16 protein-coding genes and 1 pseudogene are annotated in these 20,610 nt (G+C 38.9%); 7 read left to right on the top strand and 10 right to left on the bottom strand.

Annotation, left to right across the window (positions count from 1 at the left end; genetic code table 11):
* Positions 1–17: 17 nt before the first annotated feature.
* The 10 genes from nadB to ACP6PK_RS31415 form a co-directional block, all read right to left on the bottom strand.
* Positions 18–1,721 carry an L-aspartate oxidase gene (gene nadB, locus ACP6PK_RS31460; RefSeq protein WP_426565714.1) on the bottom strand — a complete coding sequence of 568 codons (1,704 nt, stop codon included), beginning with the start codon at positions 1,719–1,721 and terminating at the stop codon, positions 18–20.
* Positions 1,722–2,420: 699 nt separating this feature from the next.
* Positions 2,421–3,221 (bottom strand): SDR family NAD(P)-dependent oxidoreductase, encoded by an 801-nt coding sequence (locus tag ACP6PK_RS31455; RefSeq protein WP_426565712.1) that lies wholly within the window; start codon positions 3,219–3,221, stop codon positions 2,421–2,423.
* Positions 3,222–3,383: 162 nt separating this feature from the next.
* The gene (locus tag ACP6PK_RS31450; protein ID WP_426565710.1) at positions 3,384–4,136 is read right to left on the bottom strand and encodes an isochorismatase family protein; all 753 of its coding nucleotides are present in this window, start codon (positions 4,134–4,136) and stop codon (positions 3,384–3,386) included.
* A gap of 173 nt (positions 4,137–4,309) precedes the next feature.
* The gene (locus ACP6PK_RS31445) at positions 4,310–5,146 is read right to left on the bottom strand and encodes a hypothetical protein (RefSeq protein ID WP_426565708.1); all 837 of its coding nucleotides are present in this window, start codon (positions 5,144–5,146) and stop codon (positions 4,310–4,312) included.
* A gap of 157 nt (positions 5,147–5,303) precedes the next feature.
* Positions 5,304–5,954, bottom strand: a complete 651-nt coding sequence (locus tag ACP6PK_RS31440) for a DUF4058 family protein (RefSeq protein ID WP_426565706.1) — start codon at positions 5,952–5,954, stop codon at positions 5,304–5,306.
* Positions 5,955–6,307: 353 nt separating this feature from the next.
* Positions 6,308–7,030 (bottom strand): glutamine amidotransferase-related protein, encoded by a 723-nt coding sequence (locus tag ACP6PK_RS31435; protein WP_426565704.1) that lies wholly within the window; start codon positions 7,028–7,030, stop codon positions 6,308–6,310.
* Positions 7,031–7,732 carry a glutathione S-transferase family protein gene (locus ACP6PK_RS31430; protein WP_426565702.1) on the bottom strand — a complete coding sequence of 234 codons (702 nt, stop codon included), beginning with the start codon at positions 7,730–7,732 and terminating at the stop codon, positions 7,031–7,033.
* A 137-nt stretch (positions 7,733–7,869) separates the two neighbouring features.
* Entirely contained in the window at positions 7,870–8,214 is a 345-nt protein-coding gene (locus ACP6PK_RS31425; protein WP_426565700.1) for a cupin domain-containing protein, read from the bottom strand.
* Between the two features lie 52 nt (positions 8,215–8,266).
* The gene (locus tag ACP6PK_RS31420; protein ID WP_426565698.1) at positions 8,267–8,707 is read right to left on the bottom strand and encodes an NADAR family protein; all 441 of its coding nucleotides are present in this window, start codon (positions 8,705–8,707) and stop codon (positions 8,267–8,269) included.
* A 488-nt stretch (positions 8,708–9,195) separates the two neighbouring features.
* Complete coding sequence (locus ACP6PK_RS31415; protein ID WP_094676784.1) at positions 9,196–11,406, bottom strand: phosphoketolase family protein; 2,211 nt, start codon at positions 11,404–11,406, stop codon at positions 9,196–9,198.
* Between the two features lie 193 nt (positions 11,407–11,599).
* Between ACP6PK_RS31415 and ACP6PK_RS31410 the strand changes: the two genes are divergently transcribed.
* The 7 genes and pseudogenes from ACP6PK_RS31410 to ACP6PK_RS31380 all read left to right on the top strand — a co-directional run bounded on the left by ACP6PK_RS31410 (position 11,600) and on the right by ACP6PK_RS31380 (position 20,494).
* Positions 11,600–11,848: a cytochrome P450 gene (locus ACP6PK_RS31410; RefSeq protein ID WP_426565696.1), complete on the top strand. Its 249-nt coding sequence runs from the start codon at positions 11,600–11,602 to the stop codon at positions 11,846–11,848.
* A gap of 79 nt (positions 11,849–11,927) precedes the next feature.
* Positions 11,928–13,046: pseudogene (locus ACP6PK_RS31405) on the top strand (RNA-guided endonuclease InsQ/TnpB family protein).
* Positions 13,047–13,112: 66 nt separating this feature from the next.
* Entirely contained in the window at positions 13,113–13,889 is a 777-nt protein-coding gene (locus ACP6PK_RS31400; protein WP_426565746.1) for a cytochrome P450, read from the top strand.
* 467 nt (positions 13,890–14,356) lie between these two features.
* Positions 14,357–15,736 (top strand): cytochrome P450, encoded by a 1,380-nt coding sequence (locus ACP6PK_RS31395; RefSeq protein ID WP_426565694.1) that lies wholly within the window; start codon positions 14,357–14,359, stop codon positions 15,734–15,736.
* Positions 15,737–15,943: 207 nt separating this feature from the next.
* Complete coding sequence (locus ACP6PK_RS31390; RefSeq protein ID WP_426565692.1) at positions 15,944–17,320, top strand: cytochrome P450; 1,377 nt, start codon at positions 15,944–15,946, stop codon at positions 17,318–17,320.
* Positions 17,321–17,527: 207 nt separating this feature from the next.
* The gene (locus ACP6PK_RS31385) at positions 17,528–18,907 is read left to right on the top strand and encodes a cytochrome P450 (RefSeq protein ID WP_426565690.1); all 1,380 of its coding nucleotides are present in this window, start codon (positions 17,528–17,530) and stop codon (positions 18,905–18,907) included.
* Between the two features lie 207 nt (positions 18,908–19,114).
* Positions 19,115–20,494: a cytochrome P450 gene (locus tag ACP6PK_RS31380; RefSeq protein WP_426565688.1), complete on the top strand. Its 1,380-nt coding sequence runs from the start codon at positions 19,115–19,117 to the stop codon at positions 20,492–20,494.
* Positions 20,495–20,610: the final 116 nt, after the last annotated feature.

Below are 20,610 nucleotides of genomic sequence, written 5' to 3'. Positions count from 1 at the left end.
TATCAGATATTTACACTTCAACTACCTATACTTTTGATTTTCAAGCGTTCAGATTTAATCTGGGTTGGTGACTTCCACAAGCGATCGCCCTGCATCAAAGTATGTAAATTCCAATTATTAGAAGTTTTTGGATAATCACTACGATAATGTCCGCCTCTACTTTCAACGCGGGATAGAGCACTTTTGAGAATTAAATAACCCAGGTCTATCAGATTTAGTGTTTCTGCAACCGTTCGCAATTGCTGTTCAGCATTAGTAGGATTTAATTCGATCGTCTGATTAGGCAAGAGATTAGCTAAAAATTTAACTATCTCCAAACTTGCCAAACTATCTCGCCAGCGATTAACTTGATATAGTGCCTGATTTAATAACTCTCCTTGACGAGAAATTCCTGCACTTTCCCACATCAAACTTGGTAACATTTGCCGGATCGCCTCTATCTGTTCCATCTCCCTATTCCAGTCAGAGTTTACCTGAGAGATATCAGAATCTCGTGCTACCAAATTTGGCTCAATTTCAATCTGAGATAGTTGAGCCGCAAATACTAAACATTCTAACAAAGAATTACTAGCCAAACGGTTTGCACCGTGAACTCCTGTACTTGCTGTTTCTCCAATGGCATAAAGTCCGCGAATAGAAGTTTGACTCATTAAGTCACAAGCAACTCCTCCCATCCAATAATGAGCTGCTGGAGAGACTGGAATAGGTTCTTGAAAAACATCAATACCCCATTGTTGACAGACATTGATAATATTAGGAAATCTGTAGCGAATACGCTCTGGGCCAATTGGTCGCAAATCTAAATATACATGAGCATTAGTAGGGTCGCTAGAGGTTTTGTGCAAGTGGTGAAAAATAGCTCTACTGACAACATCCCTGGGAGCTAATTCTCCAGCAGCATGATAGTCAAAAGCAAAACGATAACCTTTTTCATCAATAAGATGCGCTCCCTCCCCTCGCACTGCTTCGCTAATCAAAAAATGAGGAGCGCCTGGTTTAGTCAAAGCAGTAGGATGAAATTGGAAAAATTCTAAGTCTCGTAAAATTGCCCCTGCACGCCACGCAATAGCAGTTCCATCTCCGGTACTGACTTCTGGGTTAGTAGTTTGGGCAAATATTTGACCGCCCCCACCTGTGGCGAGAACAACTACAGAAGATTTTAACCACTGAATTTTGCTTTGATGGAGAAGACTAATACCTTGAACCCGATCTTTTTGTGGAGCTAACCACAAATTTAATGCTATTGCTTGGGAAATAACCTGAATGTTTGGACGTTCTAGAACTTTAGCGACAAGTGTATCAATAATAGCTCGACCTGTGGTATCTGCGGAATGAAGTACGCGGGGGCGGGAGTGAGCAGCTTCTAAAGTCATTGCCAGTTTTTCTCCTTTGCGGTCGAAGGCAACTCCCATTTCTACTAGATGAGCGATCGCCTCCGCAGCATTCTCCACCATAAATTTTACTGCTTCATAGTCACACAAACCCACACCAGCTTTAAGGGTATCTTCTAGGTGTAAGAATGGATTATCGGATGGGTCAACAGCAGCAGCAATACCTCCCTGAGCATAGTTACTTGAACCCATGTTTATGGTATTTTTAGTAACTAAGGCGACTCGGAGATGAGTAGGTAAACAAAGGGCCGCATAAAGTCCTGCTGCACCCGAACCTACTACTATAACGTCAAAGTGGGGAGAAATACTTGGAGATTTTAATCTTGGCATTCGTAAAAGTATGTTTTGATATAGAATAACTTGGTGTACAATTTTTATGAGCAATATCTATGCCGGAGATGATTCAAGCAGATATAGCAGTTTGTTTGTGTCAAAGTTAAGTAATTAACCCATCTTGAAAGCAAGGCAAGATAAGAAAAACAAAAAAATTGACTACTGATATAGATGAGTTTTAATTGCTATAGCTATAATTACAACAATATCCCCCATATCCAAATTCAGGATGGGGTATAAAAAAATGTTGCTTCCAACAGTTAAATATTAGAGATATTATAATTGATTTCTTCTGATTCAGCTACTTTATTTTATACTTTTTTTCTTTTATGAAATAATCGTCTTGATAAATTTAAGTTATATGGCTCATCGTAGTTTAGTAAAAATAAATTGCCATTACTAATTTAATTCAACCCAAGGTGCTTGTGGCCATACTTAAAACAAAATTTATCTTAGTATAGAGTCCAAGTAATTATCGTATGATTGAGGAGTCACGAAAACCTATTAAATAATTAATAATTAATAATTACCTCTTCTTGATAAGAAGAGGATTGGCTAAAAGGAATTTTTTTTCTTTTCGCTCCATGAATAGAGAGATTTTATACCTTAATTTTTCGGTAATACTTCACCCACAAATACTAAAACTTTTTCCTAATTGGTCGCTGATTTTCTAATGAGTAAAAGTCAAAGTCTAGATCAAGCATTTACCAAACCCATCTGACGCTCCCATTTTTGTTTAATAGTCTGATAGTCGTTGTAATATTCTTCTGGATTAAATCCTGGCAAAATTTCATAAACATCTATTTCTTGCCATAAAGGTTGTAAACTTTCAATAACTGGCATAGATTGAGCTACAATTTTTTCAGGTTTTAACCAATATTGTTTTTCTTCAACTGTTACATTAGGACGTAATTTATTTTCATTACCTGTATCTGTGGTACTAACATTAATAAAACGTCCCCGAATTAATCCTTTCCACTCTTCTGACTTGGCTAAATCTTTGATATATTGGCGTAAAGTATCTTTAGCATAGGTATAAGAACGCCAAAACGGGATTTTATATTTATCACTAATAGAACCAAAACCACAAAGGGCGAGGGTTATTTTCTGCCCGCCCTGATGTTCTTTAGTAAGTTTTTCTACCAAGGGATTGACAACGTTGACAAAAGTATGGTAGTTTGATGAGAATACTTCATTATCTATTTTGTGCGGATCTTGGTTGAGGTGGGGCAGAGATTCTAAATCTTCATACTTGAATTTACCTACGCCATGTACCAGTATGAGATCGGAAATTCCACTAAGGTCTAATTGTTCAATAGCTTCCCTAGTTTTGTTTTCATCTAGCAGATCGACTTTAAATTGGATAACTTCGGTTGCTTCTAAATTGCTCCGGGAAAGAGCGACACATTTTGTATTTTCTGCTTTTAAAAAATGTTTGAGGTAGGAACCTCCAACAGCACCACCGGCACCTGTGACAATTGCTAATCGAGTATTCATAAATTTTTTATCCTCTATTTTCAAAGTACGTTGCTATTTTGACCCTGATTTTCTCAACAGAGCTTTTAAAATTATTCACTTCCCTGATCTTGAGAAAAGCAGGATTTGAGTTGAGGTCTAAAAATTCAGTATTATTAAATTGAAAATCCTGCTTTTATAATGTTAATTAACCTCTAAATTAATAGTAGAAGCAATAAATGCACCACGTTCAGCCATTGTATATAACCCTACATGGTGAGATACTTTCTGTGGATGAATAGCGGTTTTGGGTAAACCTTGCTCGGCAGCCATTTCTGCTGTCAGGTCAAAAGTAGCACAACCTTTATCATATACAGCAACATCTTTTAAAGTAGGTACTAAACCATGATTGCGGACTGACAGAATAGTAACAACGAAGTCCATTACACAGATATCAGTACAAATTCCTACTACAACTAGGCTCTCCAGCTTATTATTATTAATCCAGTTCAACAATACATTACTTTGAGTATCAACGTCAATGGAACCGATAAATCCATTGATGCAGTCTTTGGGAACCAATGTTGCTAGGGAGTTATCGTGTAACCATTTAAGTTCAGGAACAAGTTCTTCTTCTCCAGTACCCTTTTCACAATGTGGAGGATAAGGGGGTTCTGGTTTACCTGGTTCGTGGGTATCTAGGAAGGCTAATACTGGCCAACCTCTTTCGACAAAAGTTCGAGCTAGGCGATCGCTTTCCGACACCATTGTAGCAATTTGTTCATCTGGTTCTTGGGGTGCTAATGGGCCAAACCCAACAGTACAAAAACCATTAAGTACATCTACTACAACTAATCCGGTGGGGCGATCGGCTACAATATAAGGTTGTGGATCGATGGGTAAAGCAGCTTGAATAGTTGCTAAAGAAGTATCGGGAGTAGCTAGAGTTGTTGTCATTACAATTTACTGAACTAGAGAACTGTATAAATAATTTTAGCTAAAACTGTATAAATAATTTTAGCTAAATTTTATTGATGATTTATTTTACCCTAAAATACAGCTAGATAAGCTAGATTTAGTTTCTACAGAAGACTTGCTTTTAAACCAAGTCTCAATACTTGGGAAAATAATTAAGCTAAAGTAGTTTCATCCAAAGCTTTGTCTAATTCTGGAGTTAGTTTGAGCTGACTGCTCCACAACCTCAAATAGTCAAAATCTAATATTTTGCGTCTGGCTTTAATCACACCCAAAATATCGCGCCATTGTTTTTGAGAGTAATTATCTGCAATTTTGTACCATCTTAATTTATGTAAAATAATATCTTCAGGAGAAGTAATATAAATAGATTTCTCCCCCGAAAAAAGTTGAACTTGTTTTCGGCGAGACATAGCCGATAACTCAAAATCATTAGACTGTTTAATAGGATAAATATCTGCTTTGATAGCTGATGCTGTATGAATGACATTAAAGCTATTAGTCCGACCTCTCAGAGCATCATCTATAGCAGTTTCACTCAGATAAAATTCTGTTGATAACGCTGTTATTAATTGTTCTACTTTATCTGGTTCTAAAATAATTGCAATATCAGCATCTTCTGTTTGTCTCCGTTCTCCCCAAAAGGAACTAGCAAGACCACTACTTAAGTAGTAAGGAATGTTTAAATTATCTAATATTTCACCAAGGTTCAGGGCTAAATCAATTTCAGAAGCAATCATAAAATCTGTGTTAATCAGTTTATTTATTGAGCAATATTGCTCTCCTAGTTTTAATTTGATATACTCTATTTTTAGTTGTTTATTTGTTAGATTATCATGTTGTTGTTTAAATAAATTCCACCAAATTTCTTGAGATTGAATGGATGCCCTGTGATATTGCATTATTCTGGTTTCTATGGGTATTTTTCCTATGAGGTCGAACCAAATTTTTTCAGTTTCTATGGTTGTATCTGTTGCTTGAGTTTTATACATTATTACTAATCTACTGCCTAATTTGATTTTGTAAAAATAGCTGATTTTTTGATTGCTTGAGTTATCTTTAGGAGTACCAGAGTATAGATAGGTAAAGTCAATTTTAGCTTCATACTTTTAGACGGTCAGTTTCCCCAGTTCAAGTTTTAGTACAAATTTATCTTAATCCTTGTTTGTTCAAGATATTTTCTGCCCAAATTGTATCAGTTTTTGATAAAGCAGGAATAATTTTTTGTTGATAGTCAATTATTAAATCATAGCGTCCTTGGTCGTAAACTTGATGTAAAATACTTTGTAAATCTAGAATAATTTCTGAATCTTCTGGAAGTAGAGGCAAAGTAAAAACAGGAATCATATCTTGAATCTTAAAAGTATAGAGATATGCTTGAGGACGTTGATTACTAGGACTGACTAAAATGCAATAATCATGTTCTATATTTTGATTTAAGGTAATCATTGAATTACCTTGAGGTAGCAAATCTATTTCTACAAAATTTGTGTAGCTACTTAAAATCTGCTGACGTTTTTTTTCGTATTTTATCCGACCTTCTCCTGTATTTTTATTGATAGGGGAAATAATTTCAATTTCCGTAACAACTTCTCCCGTGCCAACTCTCCTAACTTCTAGATATCCTTGTTTAATTGTTTCTGCAAGAGCAAGTTCTATGGTTAAAGGTTGAGTAGAAGGCGCTGCAACAGCTAAATTAGACTCAGGAGATTTGATGGAAGTCTCAGAACTTTTAGCAATTATATTATCAGGAATACCAATAAGTGTAGATTTTTCTCCACTGGTTTCATAGATTCGCACTTCCACCGCAACTACATATTTAGGGGCTAACTTTGTGGTTTAATAAGCGAGAAATTTCCGTAATTAGCCAATGATGTCAACTTGACCAATAGGCTGAATCTTCTAAATAGGGATTCATTCCAGGGAAGGGTGAGGGCATTTTCAACAATTAACAATTAATAATTAATAATTAATAATTAATAATTAATAATTATTAATTACCTCTTCTGTAATAGAAGGATTGGAACTCAAGGAATTTTTCTTCTTTATTTATCCATGAATGGATAGGCTTTATACCTTAATATATCAGTAATATCTAAAAGTATTTTATACCAAAAAAATCAAAAGTTTTAGAGCCGATAATCCAATTTTAATTAACTTAGGTTTGAGCTTGTTTCTAGGTTCAACCAAAGAGAAAAAAATCGTTCTAGCCAATTTTCTACAACAGGTGCATACTGTAAATGTTTGTCAATTTGCTCCTCCCATGATTGCGCTCCAGGTAATTTTAATTTTTGTTCTGTTTCTGAATCTGTTGTAGCTGCCCACTCTTCCAAAACCATTTTTGACATTTCTGGGTGAAATTGGACGCCATAGGCGTTCTCACCATAGCGAAATGCCTGATTTTCAAACATCTCCCCTGAAGCAAGTTTTACTGCATTTGAAGGTAACTCAAAGCCTTCTCCATTCCAGTGATAAAAATACAGCTTGGAGTTAAAATACTTACTTCCAGCTAGGGTAGGTATAATCGGGTGATAACCTATTTCCACCCTAGCTTCAGAATGTCGTGTGACTTTTGCACCTAATGCTTTTGCCAATAATTGAGCGCCAAGACAAATACCAAGGAAAGGCTTACCTGATTCAATAAATTTAGGAATCCAATCTAATTCAGTTCTAATAAATGGTAAAGTTTCGCTATCGTTGGCACTCATAGAACCACCAAAACTAATAGCTGCCTCATACTCATTCATTGTAGAGGGTAATTGATATCCTTCGTTTAGGACTCGAACATCAAGTTCATAACCCCGTTGTTTCAGGATTTTTCCGACAGGACCAGGATTAGTGGTAGGTTTGTGAAATATAAACAGAATCTTTTTCACTTATTTACTTTGATGTGCTTTGGAACTTAAATAACCTTTTGAGGGGTAAAGAGCAATAATCTTTTGCAAAGCAGGGCGTTGGGCAACTTTTGTCGCAGTTCTGATAATGTTTTTAAACTGATTAAAGAATGACTCTGGGGGTAATGGGGATGAAGTTGGATCGTATAGTTCGTCTGGAATATGCCATATTGTCATCATTTGCATATAGATATCGCAAGCACTAAATCTATCGCCAATTAACCAAGGTTTATCTTTTAAGGCATCATCAATTGTTTGCCAACGAGACTTTAGATCCTGGGCTGCTTTTTCGCGAATTTTGGGTGCATCAGCAGGATCGGTGGAGAAACGTTCCCAATAATAGTAACGTGTATAAGTTTGATAAATCATGCTTGACATATAAAAAAGCCACTGGTTAAACAGATGGCGATCTGGATCGGAAACTGATGGAGAAAGAGCTGCTTCCGGATGTTTGTCTGCGAGATACATTACAATACCAGCACATTCGTACATAGTATGTCTATTGCCTAACAACAAAGCTGGCAACAAACCATTTGGATTCACCTTGAGGAAGTTTTCAGTTTTATGTTCTCCTGCTTCAATATCCACCAAATGCGTTTCATAATCCACCCCAATTTCTTCGAGAACTGCATGGGGTGCAAAAGATGAAGTTAGAGGATTCCAATAGAGTGTGTATTTTGCCATAGTGATTTATGATATTTAAACTTTTTTGACAAGATATTACCTGTTTTTTTTGAGCCACCAGACATTTCGATTAACTAACTTTTATGCTAGGAATTACAAAATTTTGATCATTGTTGGAGATGTCTATGGGCTATTTTTCAATTATTTTCTTTCAACCGAAATTCTACGTCTACAGTGTCTTCATCAAATCTAGCCGCATGCATTTTATTGGCCGGAATATAGTACCAATCTCCCACTCCAAAGCTTTGTTCTTGACCATCCATTATCAATGTAAATCCTCCCTCAGTAACTACCCCAAAGTTATCAGTTGTATGGCTATGAAAATCAGTGGTTATCCCTGCTTCATATGTGGCATAATAAATATCTACCTTATCCGTTTCCAAATGATAAACTATCTGTCGGCTATCAGGCTGCTCGGCAGCTACAAGATCTGTCAACTGTGGCAATGATTTAATTATTTCTGGAAATGGTAGTTGATCCATAAATACCTCTGATGTAGATTTTTAAGAAATTGAATTATGATTTTTCTTGTCTTCACAAATTATGCAATAGAGTACGCACTTTCATCAATATTTCTCCCAAACGATTTTTCCCACTCCCATCTTTACCACATCCCCAATAATAATCTTGAGGCGCATTTTCTACTATTAACTCATCCCCCGTACTCAGAAGAATTTCGCCAATATCTTTATGAGTTTGAAACTTACAAAGTAAACCTCGCTCCATCACATCCTCTTTAATTTCCTCCCAGTCTTTGCGGAGGGGACGACTACGCTCTCGTCCCATTTTAGCAGCATCGGCGGGAGTTTTAGCTAATCTAATTTCTTCGAGATGCTGAGTCCCCACAAATTTTTGGGCTTGGAAATAATGCTCTGAGGTTGGCCACCAGAGTCCATCAAGTTCAAAACCGTGGGGGGAAAAATTGGAAAAACAACCATAAGGCTGTTCTGTTTCATCAAAAAAGTAAATAGTCATTTCAGTTATCGGTTATAGCGCTAGGGAATAGGGAATATGGAACAGGGAACAGTATAATATCAAAGGGTTTCAGGATTTTGTCATCAATCTTTCTCCAACAAACGGAAGTGTAAAATTCCCCATTGCATATATCCTTGTTCGTAACGTTCGATCCAAGGTTGAATGCTATTTAAGGTTTTATCGGCAAATTCAGTTGAAGTCAATTTTACCACATCATTGTACCTTTTCTGTACTTCTTCCCGAAAACGTTTAAAAGAACAAGAAAACCAAGCAAAATTTGCTGAAATTGGTGTTAGGTTGTTGGGTTGTGCTGTCGCTTTAAATTTCGCGTAGCAAAACCCAACCTACTAGAATGACACAACTAATGGGTGTGCATTAGGGCGGGTTTATGTAAATCTGAGAGTAAACATTAAAATTCTAGCTCAAACCCGCCCCTACTATTGCACGATTTTAGCTATGTCACCCCAATACGACTCAGCTTAACTCATTTAATGTACCAATTCGATCGCTCGCTTAGTCAAAGCTTCAGCAGTTATACCATTAAAAGCCATCACCTGAGCAGCACTAGAAGCAGTCTCGCCACGACGCCAAGCAAAGGTATCCCGCTTAACCTGACTCCGTAACATAATTGGTTCCAACATCAAACTAGCGCCACCAGTCACACCTATTAAAGCATCACCGCCGAATAACTTCTCAAAACCAGCATCATCCAAAAATCCGCCATCAGCTTCAGAACAAGTATCCCAACCTGTATCCTGGGGACGATACAAACGCCGGGGGTTCATCACAGAAACGATGCGCACCCCAATACCCTCAGCTTCCAAAGCAGCAGCAGCTTCAAATACTGGAATTAATGGCATATCTCCCACCACTGCAAACACAACAGTCTGATCTCCTGCTACCTCTTCAAGAACAACAGCACCATCTTGTAAACCTTGTCTTGTCTGTTCAAAAGTAGTGCGAATAGGTAATGGTGACTTGCTAGCAGTAATAGTCACACCCTTATTCTTAGTCGTCAGCGCCCAGTCATAACAAACTTGAATACTATTAGCATCGGGTGGGAATAGAGCGAATACATTCCCATTTCGCATCATCGCTGCAAAATAAGCTTCAATTTCCGGACGTTGGTGTGTCCAACCATTACGCCCCTGTTCCAATGCACCCGCAGTAAATAATGTAATAGTCGAAGGGGTGAGATGACGTAATTCTGCCATTGCTTGAGTAACAGTTTGCCAAATAGGTACGCCGTTAATAGCAAAAGATTCATAAGAACACCAAACTGTCCGCGCTCCCATTAATGCTAAACCCGCTGCCATTCCAGCACAAGCATCTTCACTCAAAGGTTCGTAAACCTGACCTTTCGGACCTTGGAAATAAATGTCGTCGGTGGTAGGGTGAATAATTTTCAATGCTTGGTTAATATTATTAATACCTGATGCAGCGTTACCATCAGCATTAGTAATTAAGAAATGAGGGTCTTTTTGACCGACATGAGCTATTAATGCTCCCATTGCAGTTGTCGCAACTTTGGGGTCTCCACCAACAGCATATTCTTCTAAAGGTAGTTGACCTAATTCTGCTAGTGGGTACTCAAATTCCGTGACAACAGTTTTAGAAGCAGGACCGCCACCAGCACGTTCGCAATTTTTCCGTACTAACTCCCAACCTTCTACTGGTAGAGCGCGTTCCTTGAGAGCGTTCATAATTTGGGGACTATCGAGGGTGTCTTTCGGATAGAGGTTGTGAGATTTTGAACCTCTGGCGTGAACTCCTGCACCTTTGAGTTGTTTGATAATAAAAATCGTCAGTTTGCCACCAAGAGCAGATTTTGCTGCTTTGTCAACATTTTCTAATACTGCTTTGGTAAATTCCAGACGCTTTTCTAAGGAGAAGGCGCTGCTATCAATATAGTCGCCTGGTTGGTTTTGGTCGTCGAAGTCTTTAGCATCTACCAATATTACTTCCGCAAAACCGTTGCCTTTCCAGTAGGCAATCATTTCTTCATTAGTTTTAGTGGAGACCATGCTGTGATGTTCTTGACTATAACCGTTCCACACTAAAATAGGTAAAAAGTTAGTGACATCAGGATAGGCAGTGTTAAAGTGCGCCATACTGCTGACTGGATAGGGTTCTCCCAGACCACCGTCTCCCAAAGTGAAAGGGAATAGGGTGTCGCGATGTAATAATGCTGCTGCCATAGCGAAATGTTGCCCTTGTCCCAGTGGCCCAGCGGGGTTAAGTAATCCAGGAATACAGCCAGATAGGTGTCCGAGAAGTCCGTGCATTTCCCGGAAGCGATCGCGCATTTGTTGGACTGTGAAGATTTCCATATCTTCTAGGGAGCGATCGAGAAATACGGCGCTATAAAATCCGGGAGCGTGGTGTCCGACTTCTGTGAGAATATTTTTGTAGCCTAACATAACTAAGGCTGCATAAGCTTCAGCTTGACTGGCAAAACCACCAGGGTGTCCTGATGCTTTACTACCTGTCACTTGTAGCATTAGGTAACGGAGGGCGTCGGCGTAGAGAAGGGTTTGATATACCCCAGTAGGGTCGCTTGGTGAGGCGATCGCTTTACTACCTTCTGCTATTGCTGGTGTTTTGCCGTGGGTTTCAAAATCAGGCCAAGCTTCTCCGAAATATTGGATACCTTCGCAAAAATCTGGGACTGTTGTTGGTTTTGGGGTTGTTGCAGTCATGGCAATTTTCCTATATCTTTCTGTTTTTATTTCAGCTTAATAATAATTTAACATCTACGGGGATCGATGTTAATTGATTTTACTTGAGGGATTAATAAGTCTAGGCAATGTTGTTCAAGTTCTAGGCAATCAAAAAAATTAATAGTTACAATAATCAAAAAATCCAAAAGATAACTAAATTAAGAATATAGCAATGATACAACTGCCAGGTCCAAAATCTCCGGCTTTGATTCAAATCCTCCAGTGGGTGGCCCAACCCTTGACATTTATGGAAAAATGTGCAAAAGAATATGGCGACACATTTCAAGTAAAATTGAATGAACCAATTGTATTGATTAGCCATCCAAAGGCCATTGAGGAAATTTTCAAGACTAACCCAAAACAGTTTGACTGTGGTTCCGGTAATAAATATTTGCTACCACTGGTGGGAGCATTGACTTAATCAAAGAATAGCGATATTATAAGTAATAAAGCATACTATTAGACAGACTCTGTTTGCTGCGCATACAAAACACAAGTAAATGAAATCCATTAGAACCAAGCTCAAACTTAATAACAAGCAGAAAACTCTGATGGCTCAACACGTAGGCTACTCACGTTGGTGTTATAATTGGGGTTAAGTTTGTGGAATGCTGCGCCCCTGGCTGGTTATAAGCCTAATATTCGTATAATTAGAGAAGTTTTTACTAACCAGACAAAACCTTTATATCCTTGGATGAAAAACTTGTCATCTAAAGTTTACCAATATGCTTTCCGAAACTTAGGTGAAGCCTTCAAAAGATTCTTTAAAGGGTTAGGACAATACCCAAAGTTTAAGAAAAAAGGTAGGTCAAATTCATTCACAATTGATAATTCTGGAAAACCAATAGAATTAAATGGATGGAATCATAAATTACCTTTTATTGGATGGGTAAAAACTTATGAACCGATTGAAGCAACAACTAAAAAAATAACAATTAGTAGGCAAGCTTCGGATTGGTATCTCAGTTGTAGCTATGAATTTAATGCCATAAACACACCGAAAACAACTGATATCATAGGTGTAGATTTAGGTATAAAAACCTTAGCTACTTTAAGTGATGGAAAAGTATTTGAAAGTGTGAAATCGTATCAGAAATTTGAAGCTAAGTTGTCTAGGCTGCAATACCTAAATCGTCATAAAAAGATTGGTTCAGCTAACTGGCAAAAAGCACAACTGAAGATAGCTAGCCTACATAGGCGAGTAGCTAACATCCGTAAAGACTCGCTTCATAAATTGACAACACATTTAGCCAAGAACCACGGCACTGTTGCTATTGAAGACCTTAATGTCTCTGGAATGTTAGCAAATCACAAACTAGCTAAAATCAGTTAGCAGATAGTGATTTTATGAATTCAGGCGACAGCTTGAATATAAAACTCAGTGGTACGGCTCTGAGCTAGTAGTTGTTGATAGATTTTTCCCGTCATCAAAAACTTGCTCTAACTGCGGTCACGTCCAAGATATGCCCCTACACCTTAGAACTTATAACTGTCCTGACTGTGGGTTATCAATAGATAGAGATTTAAACGCCAGTATTAATTTGAGAGATGCGGTCGGCTTGACCGTTAATGCCTGTGGACGGAGTGCTGCCGACAGTTCCGGTGGAAGCAGGAAGTAAACATGAAAATGTCACTTTTTATGACGTTTTATATCGGTTTTATGAAGCAGTCCGTGGGGAAAATTTATCAAAGAAAGGGAAGAGATTTACGAGTTATTGTGTGCAGAAATTTCTGAACGTCGTCAAAAACTAGATACTGAAAGCTCTGACATTTTGACAATGCTTTTGTTAGCGCGGGATGAAGCAGGGGAAGGTATGAGCGATATAGAATTGCGGGATGAGTTGATGACCTTACTCTTAGCAGGACATGAAACCACAGCAACAGCATTAGCTTGGGCTTTTTACTGGATTCACCACCAACCAGAAATTTGTCATAAGCTATTACAAGAATTGGCAACTCTTGGGGATGCTCCAGACCCAATGACAGTTATTAAGTTGCCCTATATGAATGCAGTTTGTAGTGAAACCCTGCGTATTTATCCAGTGTTAGAATTAGCTTCTCCACGAGAAGCAAAATCACCAATAACAATAATGGGTCAAACATATCCACCAGGAATAATTTTAACTCCCTGTATTTATCTAACTCATCACCGAGAAGATTTGTATCCGGAACCCAAAAAATTTAAACCAGAACGATTTTTAGAACGTCAATACTCTGCTTACGAATTTTTACCTTTTGGCGGTAGTAACCGACGTTGTATAGGAGCAGCATTTGCCATGTTTGACATGAAATTGGTATTAGCAACTATTCTGAGAAACTATAATTTAGTATTAGTAGAGAAACAACCAATCAAAACAGAACGTCGCGCTGTAACTTTAGCTCCAGCAGGTGGAGTGAAAATGGTTATGACTGGAAAACGTATGCAGGTAGAAACAAAATCTCCTTCTGTGGCAACTGTATAGAACCCCTGAAGGGAGCTATTTAAAAGTAGAGGGGGAGGTAGGGAGATGGGGTGATGGGGTGATGGGGTGATGGGGTGATGGGGTGATGGGGTGATGGGGTGATGGGGTGTATTAAATATCTCCCACTCATATAGCGGTTGAATAGTCGTCCCTATCGACGATAGGAAGCAATCTCCGCGCACCCCTGAGATTGCTATCTGTTCCGGAATGCTCCGCAAACCTTCCACGGAGTGTAAGTCGCAATGACGCAGGCTATAGTAATTATCCGGATTCTATATCATCCCATCATCAAATCAATTATTACCCCTGAGTGTATCAATTAATTCTCCTGAGAACCTATTTTTTGGAGATACCAAATGGCTTCTATAAAATATTGTTAAACTGAAGGAAGTTAACAGTAGTTTGAATTTTTCACTCTCCTGTTAACTTCCAACATTAAATAGTCTAAAAATTCACCATTAACTAACATGAAATCAATCAAAGGACCCAAAACACCAGCCATGGTACAACGAATGCAATGGATTTTAAACCCAGTTCAAACAATGGAAACCTGTGTTAAAAAATATGGAGATATCTTCCAATTAAAAATCGGCGTAGGTGGTCAACCTCTAGTGTATCTGAGTAACCCAGAAGCTATACAGGAGATATTGACAAAAGATAATAATGAATATAATGCTCCAGCTAGCCCAATTTTAAAATCAATGTTTGGGGAAAAATCAATGATTTTGTTAGAAGGCGACCGCCACCGTCGAGAGCGCAAACTATTAATGCCTCCTTTTCACGGCGACAGAATGAGGAACTATGGAGAATTAATCTGTAACCTGACTAAGCAAACTGCCAAAGAATTACCCATAGGTGAAAAATTCATTGCCCGTCAACTAATGCAAAAAATTACTCTGCAAGTAATACTGCAAGCAGTTTTTGGTTTATATGATAGCCCCCGACTCTCAGAAATCAAATCTATATTAGCAAATTTTCTAGAACTCACTGCTTCACCATTGCGTTCGACTATAATATTTTTCCCATTTTTACAACATGATTTAGGTCCTTGGAGTCCTTGGGGTCGATATCAACGTAAAATGCAACGACTGGATGAACTCCTATATGCAGAAATTAATGAACGTCGCGGTCAACTAGATCCAAATCGTACTGATATTCTCACATTGATGCTGTTGGCACGAGATGAGGAAGGCCAAGAGATGAGCAACCAAGAAATCCGCGATGAGCTGATGACCATGTTAATTGCTGGTCACGAAACTACAGCAACAGCTCTTGCTTGGGCAGTTTATTGGGTTCACAAACAACCAGAAGTATATCAGAAGTTAACGGAAGAGTTGGAAACTATGGAAACGGATGTCGAACCCATGACAATTTTCCGTTTACCCTATTTGACAGCAGTTTGTCAGGAAACCTTGCGAATATATCCAGTGGGAATGCTAACATTTCCTCGCGTACCAACAAAACCTGTAGAGTTGCAGGGTTATCAGTTGGAAGCAGGTACAATGATTAATGGTTGTATTTATTTGACTCACCGACGGGAAGATTTATATCCAGAACCAAACAAGTTTAAGCCAGAACGGTTTTTGGAGCGAAAATTTTCTCCTTATGAATATTTGCCTTTTGGAGGTGGTAGTCGTCGTTGTCTGGGAATGGCATTAGCAAATTTCGAGATGCGTTTGGTATTGGCAACATTAATGTCTCATTTTGAGATGGAATTAGCAGAAAATCGACCTGTGAAACCCCAACGTCGAGGATTGACTTTAGGACCAGCGGGTGGTATAAAAATGCTGATGAAAGGGGAACGCAAGCAGGTAGAAAAGAAATCTGCCTCGGTTGCAACTGTATGATTATAACTTAGGCATAAACCGGGTTGATAAGCGAAATGTCGTGGTTCAAACAACAATATCACGGCAATAAACCCGGTTTCTTGGTTGCGCGTGCGTAAGTCCTGATAATATATTGTTAAACTATATGAAGTTAACAGTAGAGTGAAATGCTCATGCTTACTGTTAACTTCTGCCACTAAATAGTCTAAAAATTAACCAGTAAATAACATGAAATCAATCCCGGGACCAAAAACACCAACTCTGTTCCAGAAAATTCAATTTATTCTCAACCCCCTTAAGACTTTTGAATCGAATGCCAAGAAGTATGGAGATATTTTTACCATGGTAGCTGATATAGGTAAAGCAGTAATAGTAAACAACCCAAAAGAGCTACAGCAATTATTGACAAAAGATGATGGAAATGAGTATGAGGTTCCTGGTCCGAAACCTCTCAAACCATTGTTTGGAGGAAACTCAATATTTGCCTTAGAAGGCGATCGCCACCGCCGAGAACGTAAACTACTCATGCCACCCCTTCATGGGGATAGAATGCGTAACTATGCAGAGTTAATCCGTAACATCACCCAAGAAACGGCGAGTAAATTAGTAGTAGGTAAAATATTTATCGCGCGTAAACTAATGGAAGAAATTACGATGCAAGTATTACTCCAGGTTGTCTTTGGTTTATATGATAGCCCCCAGTTATTAGAAATCAGGTCGATGTTGACAGATTGGATTCAATTTACGGCTGACCCGCTTCGAGCTAGTATATTATTCTTTCCCTGGTTGCAAAAGGATTTAGGCCCTTGGAGTCCTTGGGGTAAGTATCAGCGTCAACAACAAAAACTTGATGAACTCCTCTATGCAGAAATTGCTACTCGCCGCGCTCAACTCGATCCGAATTGTACTGATATCCTAACTCTCATGCTATTAGCGCAGGATGAAGAAGGTCAAGGTATGACTGACCAAGAAATTCGGGATGAGTTATTGACACTGTTATTTTCTGGTCACGAAACCACTGCAACAGGTTTGACTTGGGCAATTTATTGGCTCCACAGGCAGCCAGAAGTATATCAAAACCTAATGCAGGAATTGGCAACTGTAGAAGCGGATACTGACCCAATGACAATTTTCCGTTTACCCTATCTCACAGCAGTTTGCCAAGAAACCTTACGTATATATCCACCGGTAATGTCTACATTCCTACGTCAGACAAAAAAAACTGTGGAGTTGAATGGTTATCAATTGGAAACTGGTACAAATCTTCACGGTTCTATTTATTTGACTCATCACCGAGAGGACCTGTATCCAGAACCAAAAAAGTTTAAGCCAGAGCGATTTTTAGAGAGGCAGTTTTCTCCCTATGAATATTTGCCGTTTGGAGGAGGTCAACGTCGCTGTATTGGTACAGCACTAGCAAATTTTGAGATGCGTTTGGTATTGGCGACGCTGTTGTCTAATTTTGAGATGGAATTGGCAGATAATCAGCCTGTGAAACCCCAACGTAGAGGATTTACTTTAGGGACTTCAACTGGAGTAAAAATGCTGATGAAAGGGGAATACAAGCAGGTAGAAAAGAAATCTCCCTCCGTTGCAGTTGCATGATTATAACTTAGGCAAAAACAGGGTTTATAAGCGAAATGTCGTGGTTCAAACAACAATATCACGGCAATAAACCCGGTTTATTGGTTGCGCGTGCGTAAGTCATGATGATATATTGTTAAACTATATGAAGTTAACAGTAGAGTGAAATGCTCATGCTTACTGTTAACTTCTGTCACTAAATAGTCCAAAAATTTACCATTAACTAACATGAAATCAATCCCTGGACCAAAAACACCAGCCATTGTACAACAAATGCAATGGACTTTAGACCCAGTTCAAACAATGGAAACCTGCGCTCAAAAATATGGAGATATCTTCATGTTACAAGCTGGTTTAAGTAATTCCGCTACAGTGTATGTAAGTAGTCCAGAAGCTCAAAAAGAGGTATTGACTAAAAAGAATCAGTATGAAGCCCCCAGTAATATGATTTTGAAATCTTTGCTAGGGGAGAAATCAATGATTGTGCTAGAAGGCGATCGCCACCGCCAAGAACGCAAATTATTAATGCCTCCCTTTCATGGAGACAGAATGCGGAACTATGGTGAGTTAATGCGTAACATTACCAAAGAAGCAGCCAGCAATTTAACAGAAGGTAAAACATTTATTGCGCGTCAACTAATGCAAGAAATTACGATGCAGGTGATAATTCGAGCTGTTTTTGGTCTACAGGATAGCCCCCGGTTATCACAAATCAGGTCAAGCTTAGGAGATTTTGTTCAAATGATCGCATCTCCAGTCCGAGCTAGTTTATTGTTTTTTCCCTGGTTGCAAAAGGATTTAGGTCCTTGGAGTCCTTGGGGTAAGTATCAACTTCAACAACAAAAACTTAATGAACTCCTGTATACAGAAATTGCTACTCGCCGCTCTCAACTAGATCCGGATCGTAATGATATCTTTACCTTAATGCTATTAGCACGAGATGAAGAAGGTCAAGGTATGACAGATCAAGAAATTCGGGATGAGTTGATGACCATGTTGTTTGCTGGTTACGAGACTAGCGCAACAACTCTAGCTTGGGCCGTTTATTGGATTTACAAACAACCAGAAGTATATCAAAAGCTGATGCAGGAGTTGGAAACCCTAGAGATAGATACTGCTGATCCAATGACAATTTTTCATTTACCCTATTTGACAGCAGTTTGTCAGGAAACCTTACGACTATATCCGGCAGGAATGTTTACATTTCCTCGTCGGACAAAACAACCTGTCGAGTTGCAGGGTTATCACTTGGAAGCAGGTACAATGATTCAGGGTTCTATCCATTTAACTCACCAACGGGAAGATTTGTATCCAGAACCGAAAAAGTTTAAGCCAGAGCGATTTTTAGAACGACAATATTCTCCTTATGAATATTTGCCTTTTGGAGGTGGTAGTCGTCGTTGTTTAGGAATGGCACTAGCAAGTTTCGAGATGCGTGTGGTATTGGCAACGTTGTTATCTAATTTCGAGATGGAATTAGCAGAAAATAAACCTGTAAAACCTAAACGTCGAGGATTAATTGTCGGACCTGCTGGTGGAGTAAAAATGCTGATGAAAGGCGAACGCAAGCAGGTAGAAAAGAAATCTCCCTCCGTTGCAGTTGTATGATTATAACTTAGGCAAAAACAGGGTTGACAAGCGAAATGTCGTGGTTCAAACAACAATATCACGGCAATCAACCCGGTTTCTTCGTTGCGCGTGCGTAAGTCATGATGATATATTGTTAAGCTATATGAAGTTAACAGTAGAGTGAAATGCTCATGCTTACTGTTAACTTCTGCCACTAAATAGTCTAAAAATTAACCAGTAAATAACATGAAATCAATCCCTGGACAAAAAAAACCATCCCTATTCCAGAAAATTCAATTTATTCTCAACCCCCTTAATACTCTTGAATCATACGCCAAGCAGTATGGAGATATTTTTACCGCCGTAGTTACTTTACCTAAACAAGTACAAGTATTAGTCAGTAGTCCACAAGCTTTGCAGCAGATATTAACAAAGGATGAGAATGAGTATGAAACTTTTGGTAGTCCAATTTTACAATCAATGCTTGGGGAAAACTCAATTTTGTCCTTGACAGGCGATCGCCACCGCCGAGAACGTAAATTATTAATGCCTCCCTTTCATGGCGACAGAATGCGGAACTATGGTGAGTTAATCTGTAACATAACCAAAGAAGCCGCTAGCAATTTAACAGTGAGTAAAACATTTATTGCTCGTAAACTGATGCAGGAAATTACGATGCAGGTGATACTCCAAGCTGTGTTTGGTCTATATGATAGTCCCCGGTTATCACAAATTAGGTCAATATTGGCAGATTGGCTTGAACTCACAGCTACCCCGCTCCGAGCTAGTTTATTATTCTTGCCTTGGTTGCAAAAGGATTGGGGTGCTTGGAGTCCTTGGGGTCAATATCAGCGGCTACTTAAACAACTAGATGAACTTCTCTATGCAGAAATTGCCACTCGTCGCGCTCAACTAGATCCAAATCGTACTGATATCCTGACCTTAATGCTATTAGCACAAGATGAAGAAGGTCAAGGTATGACAGACCAAGAAATTCGGGATGAGTTGATGACCATGTTAGTTGCAGGTCACGAAACTACTGCAACAGCTCTAGCTTGGGCAGTTTATTGGGTATACAAGCATCCAGAAGTATATCAAAAGCTAATGCAGGAATTAGCAACTCTAGAAGCAGATACTGACCCTATGACAATTTTCCGTTTACCCTATTTGACAGCAGTTTGTCAGGAAACCTTACGCATATATCCAGTAGCAATTTTCACAACTTTTCGTCGGACAAAACAACCTCTTGAGTTACAAGGTTATCACTTGGAAGCAGGTACAATGATTCAGGGTTGTATTTATTTGACTCACCAACGGGAAGATTTATATCCAGAACCGAAAAAGTTTAAGCCAGAGCGATTTTTAGAACGACAATATTCTCCTTATGAATATTTGCCTTTTGGAGGTGGCAGTCGTCGCTGTTTGGGAATGGCATTAGCAAATTTCGAGATGCGTTTGGTATTGGCAACTCTATTATCTAATTTTGAGATGGAATTAGCAGAAAATCAACCCGTGAAACCTAAACGTCGAGGAATAACTTTAGGACCTGCGGGTGGAGTAAAAATGCTGATGAAAGGGGAACGCAAGCAGGTGGAAAAGAAATCTCCCTCCGTTGCAACTGTATAGAACCCCTGAAAGGATCTATTTAAAATTATAGATTGAGAGTAGGGGAGCAGGGGAGTGGGGATAGGGACGTTGCATAAGGGCGTCCGTACGGGAGTGTGGAGAGATGGGGAGATGGG

Source organism: Dapis hubbardiae BLCC-M172 (assembly GCF_050016015.1).
Classification (GTDB): Bacteria; Cyanobacteriota; Cyanobacteriia; order Cyanobacteriales; family Microcoleaceae; genus Trichodesmium.
Note: the sequence above shows the minus strand (reverse complement) of the source record. Positions and strands in the feature narration are given on the sequence as shown.